The organism is Ruminococcus sp. YRD2003 (assembly GCA_900109435.1).
Lineage (GTDB): Bacteria > Bacillota > Clostridia > Oscillospirales > Ruminococcaceae > Ruminococcus > Ruminococcus flavefaciens_G.
The window spans coordinates 204,797-219,987 of the sequence record FNZT01000005.1 but is presented as its reverse complement, the minus strand read 5'-3'; the positions used below and the strand labels follow the sequence as shown (position 1 = coordinate 219,987).

17 protein-coding genes are annotated in these 15,191 nt (G+C 51.1%); 8 read left to right on the top strand and 9 right to left on the bottom strand.

Features of this window, described 5'->3' with window-relative positions; genetic code table 11:
- Positions 1-11 precede the first annotated feature (11 nt).
- Positions 12-698 carry an ABC transporter ATP-binding protein gene (locus tag BMX22_RS05185; RefSeq protein ID WP_074741287.1) on the bottom strand — a complete coding sequence of 229 codons (687 nt, stop codon included), beginning with the start codon at positions 696-698 and terminating at the stop codon, positions 12-14.
- Between the two features lie 174 nt (positions 699-872).
- Here BMX22_RS05185 and BMX22_RS05180 point away from each other — a divergent pair, with 174 nt between their 5' ends.
- The 5 genes from BMX22_RS05180 (at position 873) to BMX22_RS05160 (ending at position 5,942) form a co-directional block, all read left to right on the top strand.
- A complete protein-coding gene (locus tag BMX22_RS05180) occupies positions 873-1,547 on the top strand; it encodes a response regulator transcription factor (protein ID WP_074741285.1) in 675 nt (224 codons plus the stop codon).
- The gene (locus BMX22_RS05175) at positions 1,544-2,536 is read left to right on the top strand and encodes a sensor histidine kinase (protein ID WP_074741283.1); all 993 of its coding nucleotides are present in this window, start codon (positions 1,544-1,546) and stop codon (positions 2,534-2,536) included. Before BMX22_RS05180 ends, BMX22_RS05175 begins: the two co-directional genes overlap by 4 nt.
- Positions 2,537-2,556: 20 nt before the next feature.
- Positions 2,557-3,087 (top strand): hypothetical protein, encoded by a 531-nt coding sequence (locus BMX22_RS05170; RefSeq protein WP_074741281.1) that lies wholly within the window; start codon positions 2,557-2,559, stop codon positions 3,085-3,087.
- On the top strand, positions 3,084-5,120 hold the full coding sequence (locus BMX22_RS05165; protein WP_074741280.1) for a metallophosphoesterase: 2,037 nt from the start codon (positions 3,084-3,086) through the stop codon (positions 5,118-5,120). The genes BMX22_RS05170 and BMX22_RS05165 overlap by 4 nt, the downstream gene beginning before the upstream one ends.
- 108 nt (positions 5,121-5,228) lie before the next feature.
- Positions 5,229-5,942 (top strand): HD domain-containing protein, encoded by a 714-nt coding sequence (locus BMX22_RS05160; protein ID WP_413777955.1) that lies wholly within the window; start codon positions 5,229-5,231, stop codon positions 5,940-5,942.
- A 103-nt stretch (positions 5,943-6,045) separates the two neighbouring features.
- Here the strand turns inward: BMX22_RS05160 and BMX22_RS05155 are convergent, their stop codons facing one another.
- The 8 genes from BMX22_RS05155 to BMX22_RS05120 form a co-directional block, all read right to left on the bottom strand.
- Entirely contained in the window at positions 6,046-6,801 is a 756-nt protein-coding gene (locus BMX22_RS05155; RefSeq protein WP_074741277.1) for a carboxymuconolactone decarboxylase family protein, read from the bottom strand.
- An 8-nt stretch (positions 6,802-6,809) separates the two neighbouring features.
- Positions 6,810-7,142 (bottom strand): putative quinol monooxygenase, encoded by a 333-nt coding sequence (locus tag BMX22_RS05150; RefSeq protein ID WP_074741275.1) that lies wholly within the window; start codon positions 7,140-7,142, stop codon positions 6,810-6,812.
- 15 nt (positions 7,143-7,157) lie between these two features.
- Positions 7,158-7,643, bottom strand: coding sequence for a flavodoxin (locus tag BMX22_RS05145; protein ID WP_074741273.1), 486 nt, complete (start codon positions 7,641-7,643; stop codon positions 7,158-7,160).
- 19 nt (positions 7,644-7,662) lie between these two features.
- Positions 7,663-8,205, bottom strand: coding sequence for a flavodoxin family protein (locus BMX22_RS05140; RefSeq protein WP_074741270.1), 543 nt, complete (start codon positions 8,203-8,205; stop codon positions 7,663-7,665).
- Between the two features lie 11 nt (positions 8,206-8,216).
- Positions 8,217-9,215 carry an alpha/beta hydrolase gene (locus BMX22_RS05135; RefSeq protein ID WP_074741268.1) on the bottom strand — a complete coding sequence of 333 codons (999 nt, stop codon included), beginning with the start codon at positions 9,213-9,215 and terminating at the stop codon, positions 8,217-8,219.
- A 17-nt stretch (positions 9,216-9,232) separates the two neighbouring features.
- Positions 9,233-10,420 carry a flavodoxin gene (locus BMX22_RS05130; RefSeq protein WP_074741266.1) on the bottom strand — a complete coding sequence of 396 codons (1,188 nt, stop codon included), beginning with the start codon at positions 10,418-10,420 and terminating at the stop codon, positions 9,233-9,235.
- Positions 10,417-10,662, bottom strand: a complete 246-nt coding sequence (locus tag BMX22_RS05125; protein ID WP_074741264.1) for a hypothetical protein — start codon at positions 10,660-10,662, stop codon at positions 10,417-10,419. Before BMX22_RS05125 ends, BMX22_RS05130 begins: the two co-directional genes overlap by 4 nt.
- An 89-nt stretch (positions 10,663-10,751) precedes the next feature.
- On the bottom strand, positions 10,752-11,639 hold the full coding sequence (locus BMX22_RS05120; RefSeq protein ID WP_074741262.1) for a LysR family transcriptional regulator: 888 nt from the start codon (positions 11,637-11,639) through the stop codon (positions 10,752-10,754).
- 419 nt (positions 11,640-12,058) lie between these two features.
- On the opposite strand from BMX22_RS05120, the gene BMX22_RS05115 reads away from it, so the two are divergent.
- The 3 genes from BMX22_RS05115 (at position 12,059) to BMX22_RS05105 (ending at position 15,150) form a co-directional block, all read left to right on the top strand.
- On the top strand, positions 12,059-12,937 hold the full coding sequence (locus tag BMX22_RS05115; RefSeq protein WP_413777954.1) for a DUF5131 family protein: 879 nt from the start codon (positions 12,059-12,061) through the stop codon (positions 12,935-12,937).
- A 157-nt stretch (positions 12,938-13,094) separates the two neighbouring features.
- Positions 13,095-13,451 (top strand): hypothetical protein, encoded by a 357-nt coding sequence (locus BMX22_RS05110; RefSeq protein WP_074741258.1) that lies wholly within the window; start codon positions 13,095-13,097, stop codon positions 13,449-13,451.
- A gap of 379 nt (positions 13,452-13,830) precedes the next feature.
- Positions 13,831-15,150, top strand: coding sequence for a carbohydrate-binding domain-containing protein (locus BMX22_RS05105; RefSeq protein ID WP_074741256.1), 1,320 nt, complete (start codon positions 13,831-13,833; stop codon positions 15,148-15,150).
- Positions 15,151-15,191: the final 41 nt, after the last annotated feature.

Below are 15,191 nucleotides of genomic sequence, written 5' to 3'. Positions count from 1 at the left end.
GCTGCGCCTCCTTACTTTATGTCGTTGAGCTTGTCGCTGACAATTTTTCCGTCAGAGAGTGTGATGATGCGGTCGCACTGGAGAGCGATGTTCTCGTCGTGGGTGATGATTATCATTGTCTGCTCGTAGTCGCGGTTGGACTTTCGGAGCAGCTTTATTATCTCGGCACTGTTTTTGCTGTCGAGGTTGCCTGTAGGCTCATCGGCGAGGATAACCCCTGGAGACGTGAACAGCGCTCTGCCGATGGATACTCTCTGCTGCTGTCCGCCCGAGAGCTGCGAGGGCAGGTGGTGGCGGCGCTCCTTGAGCTGTAAGAGTTCGAGAAGCTCGTCAAGGTGCTTGCTGTCGGGCTTTCTGCCGTCCATGATAAGGGGGAGCGTGATGTTCTCCTCGGCGTCGAGGACGGGGATGAGGTTGTAGAACTGATATATCAGTCCGACCTGTCTGCGGCGGAAGATAGCAAGATTCTTGTTGTCCTGCGCAAAGACGTCCTGCTCATCGAGGAAGACCTTGCCCGAGGTGGGGCGGTCAACTCCGCCGAGAATGTGGAGCATAGTCGATTTGCCCGAGCCGCTCGGTCCGATGACAGCGAGCATCTGCCCCTTGGGGACGGTGAATGAGACGTTGTCGAGAGCCTTGACTTCGTTCTCGCCTTTACCGTAAGTTTTGCAAAGATTTTCGATACGCATTAATTCCATATGTATACCTCCCATAACGGTCGAGCCGTTTATTTCACTGTTAATATTATAGCACGTTAAAATTACTTTGTCGTGACTTTTTCATTACAATTATGTCACTTTCAGAAGGCTTAGCCCCACTACTTGCTAAATCTTACAGCTTGTGGTATACTGATATAACAAAGAGGTGATACTATGCCAAAGATATTACTCGTCGAGGACGATATACAGCTTGCGAAAAATCTCTCGCTCTTCCTGACGTCTGAGGGATATACCGTTACCCATGCGACAGGTCAGGCTGCGGGCATTGAAGCCTTCGAGAGCGGCTCGTTCGACTGCGTGCTGCTCGACCTCTCGCTCGGTGACGGAAGCGGCTTCACGGTCTGTGCTGCGATAAAAGCGGCGTCTGATGTGCCTGTGATATTCCTTACAGCCTCCGCCGATGAAGCCTGCACGGTGGCGGGATTCGAGGTGGGAGCGGACGACTACATCAGCAAGCCCTTCCGACCGCGTGAACTTGTCGCCCGAATGAAGAACGCAATGCGCAAGAACAGCCGAAATTCTGCTGTTCTGACCTGCGGCAACGTCACTGTTGACCCCGCTCGCGGCACTGTAATGAAAAATGGGACGGAACTCTATTTATCGGCGCTTGAATACCGTCTGCTGCTCGTCTTTTTCAGCAACAAGGACAAGCTCCTCACCCGCGACCGCCTCACCGAAGAGCTGTGGTCGGTGTCGGGCGAGTATGTCTCCGACAACACGCTGAACGTCTATATGAAGCGGCTGCGTGAGAAAATAGAGGACGACCCGCAGAGCCCCTCGATCATCCTGACAGTCCGCGGAATGGGCTATAAGGCGGTGGATAAATGAGTTCCGACAAGCTCCGCCGAGTGCTGCACATCGCACTGACCGCCGTCGGAGCGGCAGTATGCGCGCTTTTCAGTATTCCCGCGGCGGAAGTGCTCGTGCTTACGTCAGCAGCGGTCTTCCTCGCCGATGAGCTCATTCAGCGTCAGCGAAGAAAAAAGCTGTTTCAGCTCTGCGACGATATAGACCGCATCCTCAAAGGCAGTGATTCCGTGAGCTTCGAGGACTACAAGGAGGGGACGCTGAGCATCCTTACAGCCGAGATACACAAAATGACCATAAGACTGCGCGAGCAGAATTCCGCACTGAGCGCCGACAAGCAGTTCATGAAGGAGTCTATGGAGGACATTGCTCATCAGCTCCGCACGCCGCTGACCTCGATGATGCTCCTCGTGGAGCTGCTCCGCGATACGAGGCTCGCTCCGCAGCAGAGGGCTGAGTATGTGCAGGAGCTGTATTCGCTCCTCTCGCGCATGAACTGGCTCATAGACACTATGCTCGGACTGTCGCGCATCGACGCGGGAGCAGTGAGGTTCCGCGAACAGGATATAGATTGCCGCGAACTTATCAGCAGTGCCCTTGAACCCATTTCGATATCGCTCGAGCTGAAGAACGTATCTGTCGACGTCGACATCACGGGCGAGCCGCATTTTATCGGCGATATGCAGTACTTCACCGAGGCTCTGCTGAATATACTGAAAAACTGTATGGAGCATACTCCCGAGGGCGGCAGGATAGCCATTTCTGCTGCTGAAACACCTATATATGCGGGCATTGTGATTACCGACAGCGGGAGCGGCTTCAGCCCTCATGACCTCGACCGAGTTTTTGAACGGTTTTACCGCTCGGGCGAGCCGTCGAAGAGCGGATACGGCATTGGTCTGGCTTTCGCGCGGAGGATCATTGCTTCGCAGAACGGCAGCTTGCAGGCGTATAATTCTCCGAGCGGAGGCGCCTGCTTCGATATGAGAGTCTACAAAACATCGGTCTGATATGAAAGGAAAGTGATGATATGGAACTTGAAGAAGAGTTTTCCCGAAACAGAGCTGAGATGAAAAGGATAAAGCGCGTGTCGACCACAGCCGCCCTATTTTATGTGCTGTTTTCGTGTTATGTGCTGTTTGAGCTGTTTTATTCAATTATGGTGACGCCGTTCTTCCTTTTGGCGGCACTGCTGGTCGCGGCGGCGAGCGTGACGGGCTTCCTCGGCGTATATAAAAAGGATAACCGCTTCATCATCGCTTCGATGGTGCTTATCGCAGTGCACGCGATAGCCTTTGAACTGTTGGTCGGAGTTGATCTTTTGGGTGTTGCCCTGACCCTTATTATGAACGGTGGATTTATGATATGTCCGATAAAAATGATAAATGCCAACAAGAGCTACCATTTCCTTGAGGAACAGTTCGGGTTCCCGAATTTCGAGGTCAGACAGGCGATGTACGATCTCGACAAGAAGCAGCGCGAGATAAAAGACCCGTATGCAATCAAAAAGGAAGAGATAGAAAAACGCAGTGCCGCGCATGGCGGAATGGAGGAACTATGAGGAAAACGCGGAGCATTGCGGCTGCGGCTGCCGTGATGATGACGGCTTTGTGCGTGCCGCTCGGAGCTTCTGCCGCTTCGGGAGCTCACTTCACGCTCGCCGATGTGGAGAGCGTGGACAGCAGTACCATTGATCTGGGCGGAGAGAAATGGTTAAAGGTCAGGGAGCTCGCCGATGACAAGGACTACGTCATAACAGTGAAAAACAGCAAGGGCGAGCAGCTTGCGGTGACTGTGGAGGACGACGAAAAAAAGGGGACGGTCTGGCACTATTTCAGGCAGACGATGGTCTCGAGCTCTTCACCGCGTTTCACGACGCTCGCCTCTGGGAAATATTACCTTGTGTGCAGCGGTGATAAGCTCCGCACGGCATATACACGCTCTGTCAGCGGCGACCTCGTCTGGGAGCACTCGGGCTCGGCTCTGCGATATACCGAGGGTAATGATTATTACTACCTGAAATACGACGAGGACAGTGACGAGCCGCTCTCGGTCACGACTGAGCTGTCAGAGGCGGCGGAGGTCAGCATATACACAAACGGCGAGCAGCTCGAGCGCTGTATTGTTGAGCAGCCGCACGCCGAGAGCTATGTTATCGAGGGGAGCGGATATTCCGCGCCGCTGTTTACGGTCGGGCTCGCGGACGTTACTGCGGACAGCGTGAGCTGGTATGTCGACGGTGAGCGGCAGGACTGCGCGGAGCTCAGCTTTGCAGCGGAAACGCTCAGAGGCAGGTCGGCGGGGATACACCGCGTAAGCTGTCTCGTTGAGGCGCACGACAGTGAGGGGGTACGCTACCGCGAGCGCTCCGAGGACGCGGTGTTCGTCGTTGCAAAGGGTGTCGTGCCCGATTCTGTGCTGACTTTCTCGGACGTGCATGAGGAGTACGGGCTCATCGGCGACGCCATAGGCAGGGTCATAGAATTCACCGACGGCTATATACCGTCGCTTATAGTGTGTACGGGCGACCTTGTGAACGGTCCGAAGGCGGACACCGATACGATGCTTGAAAGGTACTATCCGCGCATTATAGCGGAGCTCGGCGGGCTCGATGCCGTGTTCGCGTCGGGCAATCACGATGACGGTATGGCTGCCGCGGTCATGTCTGCGGAGGCAGGACTCGGGGCAGGGGAGCCATCTGCGGCGGGAGGTGTGATATTCCGCGGAAGTTCGGAAGCTGCTTCCCGCAACGGCAAAAACAGCCGCTCGGCAAAGGGCGTTGCAGTGTACGGGCTCAATCAGGAAGCTGTCATGCTGCTGAGAGACGGCGCGACTGCCTATACCTACGAAGACGCGCTCGGAGACCTTGAGGCATTCCTGCGCGAGACCGCTGAGGATTACAGCGGAGAACTCGTCATTATCTCGGCGCATACAGGTCTGCATACCCTCGGTATACAGCCTGATTCCGTCAACAGGAACGGTGTTGGGCTCACTGACTGGGTGGGCGAAAACCAGTACAATATCGACAGGTCGTATGACCTTGCGGCGTTGATAAACAGATACGCGGAGCAGTACGATATGGATATAATGTACCTCTTCGGGCACGACCACTCGCGCGGAGAAACGGAGCTCTTGATGAAACGCGGCAGCGAGCTCATAAGCACGCAGAGCTACTCCGAAAGAACGACGGGCAGCCAAAAACTCGGTTTCACCTACGCCCATGCAGGCTACCTCTCGACCGCGATAGGCAGTGCCGATACGAATTTCAGCTTCATCTACAGGGACGGAAACGGGTTTGCTTACGACCTTGTCCGTGCCTCCGACGGCTCGGTCAGACATACCGATGTCGAGGCAAGATTTGTTTCGGCGGAGACAACTTCTGCCGCGGCTTCAACGACGGAGACTTCAACTGCGACTGCTTCGGCGGCGTCCGCGGGGAAGACGGAGAATCCCAAAACCGGTGACAGTATGCACGCGGCATTGCTGCTGCTCCCGATCGGCGGGCTCCTCCTCAGCAGAAAGAAAAAAGTCTTCACAGAAGGGGAGCCCCCTCGGGCAGTTTCGCAGGATACCGAAAACGGCACGCAAGTTTGAGGCACGGTAGCCCACTTTTTCCGTTAAGGATAGAGCGCAGATGAGCGCCGCTCTTAACGGAGCAAATGACGATCCAAACTGAACAGAAGCAAAGCAGCGGCACCCGATATGTATGTAACGGCAGGAGAGAGGCTCTATGTCGTGCGTATTGGGAGCTCTTTCTGCTTGACTTTTCCTCTTTGCCGTGTTATAATCCCGATATGGGGAAAGCATGGGCTTTCTGCTGAAAATCGAATTGTAAAGGTGGGTGTGCATATGAATGTGCGGGAGTATCTGGATATACTGCATACAGCCGAAAGATTAAAGGATACGCCTCGGCATTGTACAACTTCCCGCGGAAGGACAGAGAGCGTTGCAGAGCATAGCTGGAGAGTGTCTCTTATGGCATTCTTGCTGAAAAAAGAGTTTCCCGATGCCGATATGAACAAGGTGGTGGATATGTGCCTGATACATGACCTCGGGGAGTGTTTTACGGGTGATATCCCCACATTTCTGAAAACAGATGCTGACAGAAAAACAGAGGATTCACTTTTTCAGCAATGGATAGATTCGATGCCGACTGAATTGTCAAAAGACATTTCAGCTTTATACCGTGAAATGGAAGCACAGGAAACTACAGAAGCAAAAATCTATAAAGCACTTGACAAACTTGAAGCACTTATACAGCATAATGAATCTCCGCTTGATACATGGGCGGATAATGAATTTGAGCTGAATAAAAAATACGCATTCGATGCGGTCGCTTTTTCAGAATGGCTTACCGAACTGAGAAAAGCGATCCTTGAAGATACTATCGAAAAACTTTCCGCCAAAGAAATCTAATGGATTTTGATTCGGAACATTATTGCATACACGTTAAGGCAGCACCGCACAAAGCCGTCAGACGGTCTTTGTGCGGTGCTGCCTTAATGAATTCCGAGATATTCTATTTCAGTTTATTGTAATCCTCATCAGACAGAGCCTCGCACCATTCGGTACTGCTGTCCTCTCCATTGATCTCTATTGCAAGATGAGCGAACCAGCTGTCCCTTGCTGCACCGTGCCAGTGCTTGACATTGGCAGGGATATTGACGATATCGCCTGCGTGAAGCTCTCTTGCTTCCTTGCCGTACTCCTGATACCAGCCGCGCCCGCCGATACAGATAAGCATCTGTCCGCCGCCGCTTTTTGCGTGGTGGATATGCCAGTTATTGCGGCAGGCAGGCTCAAATGTTACGTTCCATATCGGTATCTGTTCTGTCGATACAGGTGCAAGATAGCTTTGTCCCACAAAGTAATCGCCGTAAGGATTCGGCTCGCCTATGGGAAACATTATCTCGTTACGGAACCTGTCCTTATCGGAAACGGCAGGAGCATTCTCCGCATAAACTTCTTTAGCAATATTGAACACCGCCCATGCGTGAGGCCAGCCTGCATAGAAAGCGGCGTGCGTGACAGCTCCCGCCATTTCTTTCTGCGATACGCCGTGATTTTTCGCATTCTGAATGTGGTAGCGGATAGAATTATCCGTCACGCCCTGCGACATAAGGGCGACCACAGTGATGATACAGCGTGTCTTCAGGTCAATATCGTTATTGTTCCAGTTCTCACCGAAAAGGATATCATCGTTAAAATGCGCAAAGTCAGGAGCAAAATCTCCGAGTTGGTCTCTGCCTGCTGTCTGTACTATCTTTTCAGTCATAGTGATACCTACTTTCTGATGAATTTCTTGTCGTTGTCGGGCAGACCTTCTTCGTCGCTGATATATCGCTCCACAGTCATATGAAGGTCGTATTTATCCCGAAGTTCAGCTATTTTTTGCATCATAGGGGAGGCGTGGTGACGGTCTATCGCCGCCTGTTCCGTCCATTCGTCTATCAGCAGAACTGTCTCCGGGTCATCGAGGGAAAGATAATACTCATACCGCAGATTGCCTTCCTCTTTTCGTATTGCTTCGACCGTTCCGCTTGTGGTCATTTCCTCCGCAAAGGCTCTTGCTGAACCGTTTTTGCCTTTATATCTGAGATTTACCGTAATACTCATTTCCCGCCTCACATCTTACAGCCATTTCTCGATCGTGCTTTTTGACGTCCTGACCGAGCTGCCTTTGATTGCAAGCCCTTTGCTGTCAACATTCGCACCCTTGCATATTCTCCTGATATCATCGACCATACTGCCAAGTCCCGATCCTTCGTGAGTGCTGATGACTCTGACAGTCTTGCCGCTGAGATCCAGTCCCGCAAGCGCTGTTTCAACTTCCGGAGCATAAGTCCCCCAGTAGACGGGACTCATGATAAATACTGTATCATAGGCGGAAATGTCGCTTGGCTTTTCCTTGATGGGAGCGTTCCCGATACGCTGCTTTGCCTCTTCGATACAGGTATTATAGTCAGCTGCGTATGGCACAGACGGCTCGACCTTGAACATATCCGCGCCCGTAAGCTCCTGCACGAACTCTGCGGCGATTTCTGTGTTGCCCTTGTCGATGTAACCGACAGCATAGTTTTCATCTGCTCTGCTGAAATAGATAATAAGTGCTTTCATGCTCGCTCTCTCCTCGGTATCAGATATTTCTGCCTAACTCATAGGCAGCCTGTAAGTATGACTCGTTCTTTTCCGCATCGTCAGGCTCGGAAAGCCCGCCGCCCGAAAGCACCTTAACGAGCCTTGCCTTCTCAAAGCAATCCACCCAGCCCTGAATACCGCCTTTTGCTGTATGGTATACTTCCTCGCCGTCCTCGGCAGAAGCGGTTATCAGATACACCTCTCTGAATCTGTAATCAGAAGGGAAAAGCGGGTTGCATCGGTCAAGCAGGGTCTTGAGCTGACCGCAAAGCTCATAGTAGTATATCGGATTTGCAAATACAAGCACATCGGCATTTCCGACCTTCCTGCAGATCTCGGACGCATCGTCCTTGATAACACAGTTCATTGTTTTCTGACAGGCAAGACAGCCTTTGCAGAAATTCAGTGTTTTATCCTTCAGCGTGATGAACTCCACGTCGTGTCCCGCATCCTCTGCGCCCTTTGCTGCCTGTTTTGCCAGCATTTCGGAATTACTGCCGTTTCGCAGACTTGATGATATTACAAGTACCTTCTTAGCCATAGTTTCGCTCCTTATTTCAGATTGTCTCTGTAAAACGCTTCGATCTTATCAAACGGGATAGCATTTTTGCCGCCGCCGTCGTACAGATCGGTATGGACGCAGTCGGGAATGATCATAAGCTCTTTATTGTCGGCATACTTGCTGTCCTTTGTCATAGCAGCATAAGCATCCCTGCTGAAATAGCAGGAGTGAGCCTTTTCGCCATGTATCAGCAGAACAGCACTTCTGATCTCGTTTGAATAGGTATTGATAGGCTGATTCATGAATGACATACAGCCTATGACATTCCAGCCGCCGTTGGAGTTGAGCGAACGCGGGTGGTAAGCTCTGCCCTTGTAGTATTCGCTGTAATCCTTCACATAGAACGGCATCTCTTCGGGTACTGGCAGAGGCAGACAGCCGCCGCCGAGAACATACTCGCCCGACTGATAGTCCCTGATACGCTGAGAATTGAGAGCGGTCTTTTTCTCATAACGCTTTTCTTCGCTGTCCTCGGAATCGAAATAGCCGTTGGCATTCACACGTGCCATATCGTACATAGTAACAGCGACTGTAGCCTTGATACGGGTATCAAGAGCTGCTGCGTTTATCGAAAGTCCGCCCCAGCCGCAGATACCGCATATTCCGATACGGTCTGCATCTGTATTATCCTGAACGGAGAGAAAATCAACAGCCGCCTGAAAGTCCTCGGTGTTGATGTCAGGTGAAGCCATATAGCGAGGCTGACCGCCGCTTTCACCTGTAAAGGAAGGATCAAATGCAATGGTGAGAAAGCCGCGTTCCGCAAGTGTCTGGGCATACAGTCCGCTGCACTGCTCCTTGACGGCACCGAACGGTCCGCAGACAGCAATAGCAGGCAGCATGCCATCAGAGTTCTTCGGTATATACATATCTGCTGCGAGCGTGATGCCATAGCGGTTGTGAAACGTCACTTTCCTGTGATCCACCTTGTCTGATTTCGGGAAAGTCTTGTCCCATTCCTGTGTTAAAGTCAGCATTTCTTCTTTCATCTCAGATACCTCCGTTTTTAATATGATAGCGTTACGGTGATATTTCCCTCGCCGAACAGCTCTGCAAGTTCCTCGGCTGTGATATTGTCGATATGTCCGAGCTTTGTATAGCTCCATGAATTTGAGTTATAGAAGATCGTCATCTGATCACCCTGATAGAGCATGATATCGCCCGCTTCGGTCACGATGCTCTCGTCTGTTCTCGTGAGCGGCCACGGCAGCTTGCCCACCTTTTCAAATCCGCCGTATTCATTCAGAGTTACAGTCACAGGTTCAGCTTTCAGCTTTTCCGCGAGCTCCTTTGCAGCGGTGCTGTCGGCAAGTGTTGCGGTAAGGTCGGTGTCGTTGACAGATATTTTCAGTTTCATATCCTCATTTCCTTTGTTTAGCGGAAGCGTATCATACCACGCTTTCACATCATCCTTGCCTGCACCTGCGGGGAAACGTCTGCCTTCAAGCTGGTTCCCGATAGTTACAAGTTCAGATATGTTCTTCTCACTTGTACCGATACCGCTGCTTCCTGATGTGCAGAACGGGATAACGGTCTTGTCCGAGAAATCGTAGCTTTCAAGGAATGTATCAATAATGCGCGGCTCTTCGCCCCACCATATCGGATAGCCGAGAAAGACAGTATCGTAGCTGTCGATAGAATTGAGCGGATCTGCTATCTCGGGACGAACCGTCTTGTCATTCTGCTCCTTATTGGCTCGGCAGTTGTTGTCCTGATATTTGATATCCGCATCTGTATACGGAACAGCCGCTTCAATAAAATAGCTGTCGGCATTGGTGAGTTCGATCAGGTAGTCTGCGATCTTTTCGGTGTTTCCCGTGCGTGAGAAGCAGACAACGAGCGTGTCGTTATCGGGGGCGGGATCCGTATTTCTGATCACTTCACTTCTCATCAGGCACAGATCAAAAGTGTCCCAGCGGCCGTCGCGGTCCAGATCATAAGGCTTTCCCGTCAGGACCTCTTCGGTTGGCTTCCCGAGCAGAAAGTCCTGTAAATTGCAAATATCCTCTGCGGTATATGTGTATCGTGAAGGAGCAGCTTCGGTATTTTCCGACGCAGAAGCAGCCGCCTGATTCGGTGCGGAAAGCGAAACGGCAGTTACCTCTGCGGAAGCCGTACTGTTTTCTGCAACAGCTCCGCAGGATGTAAAGCCCATAACAGCGATACTCATCAGCAATAGGCATATTTTTTTCATAGTCCACCTCCATGTTCTGTACACCATATCAGGTTATCGAGCTTGTCAAGCACAGCTTGTTTCTCATGTATCGAATCAAGCAGAGCCGTCCTTATTTTTCGCAGGATACGCATCTTTTCCGCATAGCAGCTGTTGTTCTTGAAGCGTACGATGAGTTCCCTTGTCTCAGCTTCATCCATTCCTGAGTTTTTCAGCAATTCAGCAAGTTCCTTGTCGGATATTCCGGAGATCGTCACTTTCATAGCATCACCTCCGCTAAAAGAAATGAGTACAGGTCTATGTCCTGTACTCAGTATAACACATATTTCCAAATATGTAAAATGCTTATATTTTATACTTCGGTATGCTCGGAATGTATACTTTCGATATATTCAAGGAATTTTCCCGCCGCCCCCGAATACGGGCTCAGTTTCTTCCACGCAAGCACCGAGGTCATGGAAAGCTCGGGTTTCAGCGGACGGAACGCAAAACGTGCAGGATCGAACATATCCACAGCTCCCTCTATCGTCAGCACGCAGGCTACTCCGCGTTCCGTAAGCGGTGCGGCGTTGTTGATGAGATTGTGCGTAGCGACTATGTCAAGCTCCGATACGGGGAATTTCAGCCATTCTTCGATCTCGCTTTTCAGCGCAGTACGGCTCGTGACGATCAGAGGCAGGTTTTTCAGCTGCTTTCGTGTTACAGCCTTTTCGGCAGCAAGACGATGATCGGCGGGCAGAAGAACGCCCCACTTTTCCTTTGACGGAAGACGAAGATAGTCAAACTTCTCTATATCAACAGGCTCTAACAAAAAGCCAAAGTCAAGCAGGCCGTGTTCAAGGCGCTCTTTGATATTGTCGGCGTTGCCTGTGATGAGCTCAAAGCTCACAAGCGGATAACGCTCACGGAAATGCTCTATCAATTCAGGCAGGATACCTGCCGCTTTCAGACCGCCGCTGCCGACGGAGATAACTCCGCTGACTTCCTCCTGTTCACGAAACTCGCTGTCTATCTTGTTGATCAGCGATACGACCTCCTCGGCACGTCTGCGGAGCATCACACCCGAATCGGTCAAGGTCAGCCTTTTGCCTCTTATGAACAGTGTAGTGTGCAGCTCATCCTCAAGCTCTTTCATCTGACGGCTGAGTGTCGGCTGTGTCACATGAAGTACCTCAGCGGCTCTTGAAATGTTCTCTTCACGCACTACCGTAAGAAAGTATTCGAGTAATCGCAGTTCCATCTGTTCGCCTCCCTTGAATAGGTATATTTGGATCAATGTCTGCTCATCAGCTAAAACCGGCATTATTCAGCTTTTTGAAGTCGGTTGTTTGTTGCCGAAGTGCAGGAAAGATAGTGGTATTTTCTTGAACTTTGTTTGCCCTTTGAAGCAAATGATCCTGACATCAATTATAACACACCTCGCGCAAAAGGTCAATCGGAAGCACCTTCGCTCACTAAATCCATTCGTTACATTTTCCTTGTGTTCGCCTATGACAGCAGCAAGCAGAGCAATGTCATCAAGCCCACAGGCTGCCTCTGAGTTTATACTGTACGATTGACTTTTCTCTGTTCATGTGATATGATTAAGGCAGCACCGCACAAAGCGTCAGGCGGTCATTGAGGACACATTGATCATAGGAGCATTGAAGCTGAGGTGGTATGATGCACGATATATGGAATCCGTGGCACGGCTGCATAAAGAAGAGCGAAGGCTGTGACAATTGCTATATGTATTTTCTGGATAAAATGCGCGACTGTGACGGTTCGCACATATACCGTACAAAAGCAGGCTTCAACTATCCTGTCCGAAAGGACAGACAGGGCAATTACAAGATAAAAAGCGGCGAGATGATACGTGTGTGCATGACCTCCGATTTCTTCCTTGAAGAAGCCGACAAATGGCGCGATGAAGCGTGGGAGCTTATGCGTATACGCAGCGACGTGATATTCTTTCTTCTGACCAAACGTCCCGAACGTGTCGCCGAACATCTGCCAAGAGACTGGGGTGACGGCTGGAACAACATCTTCTTCAACGTTACTGCCGAAAATCAGCGCCGTGCCGACGAGCGTATCCCCATATTACTGGAACTTCCGTTCAAGCACAAGGGCGTGATGTGCGCTCCGTTCATCGGACCTGTGAGTTTGCGGAAGTATCTTGAAACGGAACAGATAGAGCAGGTCCTGTGCGACGGCGAGAACTACGACGGAGCACGTCCCTGCCACTTCGACTGGGTGCGCTCACTGCGGCAGGAGTGCGCGGACAACAACGTGACCTTCGTTTTCTGCGGAACGGGAAGACGCTTCGTAAAGGACGGCAGGCTCTACAAGATAGAGGGCAACGCTCTGCAAAGTCAGCAGGCGTATAAGTCGGGCATGAGCTTCAAGGGCAAACCCGTACATTTTGACCTCTTCAACGATATGGGCTATCCCATTCCCGACGAGGACAGATACAAGCCGACGTTCAGGGAGCGCTGTGATACCTGCGGTATGCGCCTCACCTGCAACGGGTGCAGCAACTGCGGTATGTGTGAAAAATGAAATATGAAATAAACGATGAATACGCCCGTATCCGCGGCTGTGCGTCGAATGATCGGGCGGCAGGGGCAAGTTCCCGATATTTAGGCAACACCGCACAAAGCCCGCCTGAAGGCTTTGTACGGTATTGCCTTAATACCGATACAGAGTGAGGTGTGCGATGGACAACGGATTTTCCATATTGATGCTTATTTTCGGAGCAGCAGTTATGCTGTACGCCGCTATCCTGTCATCGGGGAATCACAAGCTCCTGCCGCTTACGGTCCAGCCCTCGCTGAGAAGCAAGGATAAAAAGGGGCAGACCAAACATATTGCGGCTGTAACAGCTGTCACGGCTGTTCCGATAATACTCGGCGGACTTGCAGGCGCTTTTTGGGGTAATATCGCCTGCCTCATCACTATGGCAGTTTCTGCGGCTGTGATCATAACAGCTGCGGTCATTCGTCATAAGCACAGGGCAGATCGGGATACCGCGGATGAGAGAGATCCCGAAGAAAATGATGACCCGATACGATAATGCGCCGACGTCATAAAGGCAACACCGCACAAAGCCCGCCTGAATGCTTTGTACTGGATATGCTTGCATATTTTCCGTCATCTTGCACAGAAATCCCTTGACATACGTCAGTATGCCTGCGGAATTTCTATACAATCTGACGAAAAATCTGTCGGCGCATCTCCAGCACAAGCTTTGTGCGGTATTGCCTAAAAAAGGTGACATTGCGCAGAGCCGAGAGCTTTTGCGGTAAGATTTTCACCTGTTGAACACAATTCCAAGCTAAAATTCCACATTTCAGAATGATAATTCCACTTTAGTTTCATTGTATCTTCAAATATCCGCGATATAATATGATCATGGAAACAAAAACACTCTACCGACGAAAGGAAGTATCATTATGAAAAAAACATATATTACATCAGCATTCATTATGACTTTAGTTGCAGCTTCAATAACAGGCTGCGGCAACAGCAGCACGGTATCCGAGAGCAGTTCATCAGCTGCAAAAGAAAGCACCTCTTTTGCAGAAGCGGCTGAAACGACCGAAGAAGCAGCTGAAACGACCGAAGAAGCAGCTGCCGATACTACTGCACCCGAGAACACAGACTCCGATGAGGTACGACAGCTCTCAAACACGGCTGACAGCGATCTGTTTACCAAGCGTGACCTTGAGCAGACCGCAGATACAAGTAAGGCAAAGAGCATCACCGTTGCTGACAACAAGACCATTGATATCAGTTCCGAAGGAGTGTATACGATAAGCGGCAGTGCTGAAAACTGCACTGTACGGATAGACGCAGACGAAACAGCAAAAGTGCAGCTCGTACTTGACGGTGTTGATATCGAGAACGAGGATTTTCCCGCCATATACGTTCTTTCGGCAGATAAGGTCTTTATAACCACGACCGACAGCGAGAATACGCTCACGGTCAGCGGACAGTTCACATCTGACGGCGAGAACAATACCGACGCCGTTATCTACTCCAAGGATGATATCGTGCTTAACGGTACGGGTACTCTCAGTATCACGTCAAATTACGGCAACGGCATAACCTGCAAGGACGATATGAAGATAACAGGCGGTACATATGATGTCAGGTCTGCTCTGGACGCTTTCGAGGCGAACGACACTATCTCGGTATGCGGCGGAGACTTCAATATCTCAACAAATAAGGACGGCTTCCACTGCGAAAACGACGAGGCTGAGGGAACTGTCACTATCTCGGGCGGCACTTTCACTATCAGCGGAGCAAGCGACGGCATACAGGCTTGTGCGGTGCTTCAGATAGACGGCGGAGTATTCGATATCACCGCTGCGGAGGGACTTGAAGCGACTTACATAGTTATCAATGACGGTGATATCACCATCTCCGCGAGCGATGACGGCATAAACGGCTCGAATAAGAGTTCGGCGGCAGGAACTCCCGCTGTAGAGATAAACGGCGGCAGTGTGACTATCACAATGAGCGGCGGCGATGTTGACGCGATAGACGTCAACGGAAACATAACCGTTTCGGGCGGCACGATAGATATCTCCTACCCTCAGCAGGGACCCTCCGAGGCATTCGACTATGACGGCACCGCGACATATAACGGCGGCACGATAATCATTAACGGCTCGCAGGTCGACTCTATCCCGCAGTCCTCCATGATGGGCGGAGGCTTCGGCGGCGGATTCGGAGGAGGCTTCGGCGGCGGACGCGGCGGCAGATTCTGATGAAAAAAGCGCTCTTTACAAAAGGGCGCTTTTCAGGTATA

Coding starts and splice junctions, on each gene's coding strand:
- BMX22_RS05185 (WP_074741287.1), bottom strand. CDS start 698: ATGGAATTAATGCGTATCGAAAATCTTTGCAAAACTTACGGTAAAGGC.
- BMX22_RS05180 (WP_074741285.1), top strand. CDS start 873: ATGCCAAAGATATTACTCGTCGAGGACGATATACAGCTTGCGAAAAAT.
- BMX22_RS05175 (WP_074741283.1), top strand. CDS start 1,544: ATGAGTTCCGACAAGCTCCGCCGAGTGCTGCACATCGCACTGACCGCC.
- BMX22_RS05170 (WP_074741281.1), top strand. CDS start 2,557: ATGGAACTTGAAGAAGAGTTTTCCCGAAACAGAGCTGAGATGAAAAGG.
- BMX22_RS05165 (WP_074741280.1), top strand. CDS start 3,084: ATGAGGAAAACGCGGAGCATTGCGGCTGCGGCTGCCGTGATGATGACG.
- BMX22_RS05160 (WP_413777955.1), top strand. CDS start 5,229: ATGTATGTAACGGCAGGAGAGAGGCTCTATGTCGTGCGTATTGGGAGC.
- BMX22_RS05155 (WP_074741277.1), bottom strand. CDS start 6,801: ATGACTGAAAAGATAGTACAGACAGCAGGCAGAGACCAACTCGGAGAT.
- BMX22_RS05150 (WP_074741275.1), bottom strand. CDS start 7,142: ATGAGTATTACGGTAAATCTCAGATATAAAGGCAAAAACGGTTCAGCA.
- BMX22_RS05145 (WP_074741273.1), bottom strand. CDS start 7,643: ATGAAAGCACTTATTATCTATTTCAGCAGAGCAGATGAAAACTATGCT.
- BMX22_RS05140 (WP_074741270.1), bottom strand. CDS start 8,205: ATGGCTAAGAAGGTACTTGTAATATCATCAAGTCTGCGAAACGGCAGT.
- BMX22_RS05135 (WP_074741268.1), bottom strand. CDS start 9,215: ATGAAAGAAGAAATGCTGACTTTAACACAGGAATGGGACAAGACTTTC.
- BMX22_RS05130 (WP_074741266.1), bottom strand. CDS start 10,420: ATGAAAAAAATATGCCTATTGCTGATGAGTATCGCTGTTATGGGCTTT.
- BMX22_RS05125 (WP_074741264.1), bottom strand. CDS start 10,662: ATGAAAGTGACGATCTCCGGAATATCCGACAAGGAACTTGCTGAATTG.
- BMX22_RS05120 (WP_074741262.1), bottom strand. CDS start 11,639: ATGGAACTGCGATTACTCGAATACTTTCTTACGGTAGTGCGTGAAGAG.
- BMX22_RS05115 (WP_413777954.1), top strand. CDS start 12,059: ATGATGCACGATATATGGAATCCGTGGCACGGCTGCATAAAGAAGAGC.
- BMX22_RS05110 (WP_074741258.1), top strand. CDS start 13,095: ATGGACAACGGATTTTCCATATTGATGCTTATTTTCGGAGCAGCAGTT.
- BMX22_RS05105 (WP_074741256.1), top strand. CDS start 13,831: ATGAAAAAAACATATATTACATCAGCATTCATTATGACTTTAGTTGCA.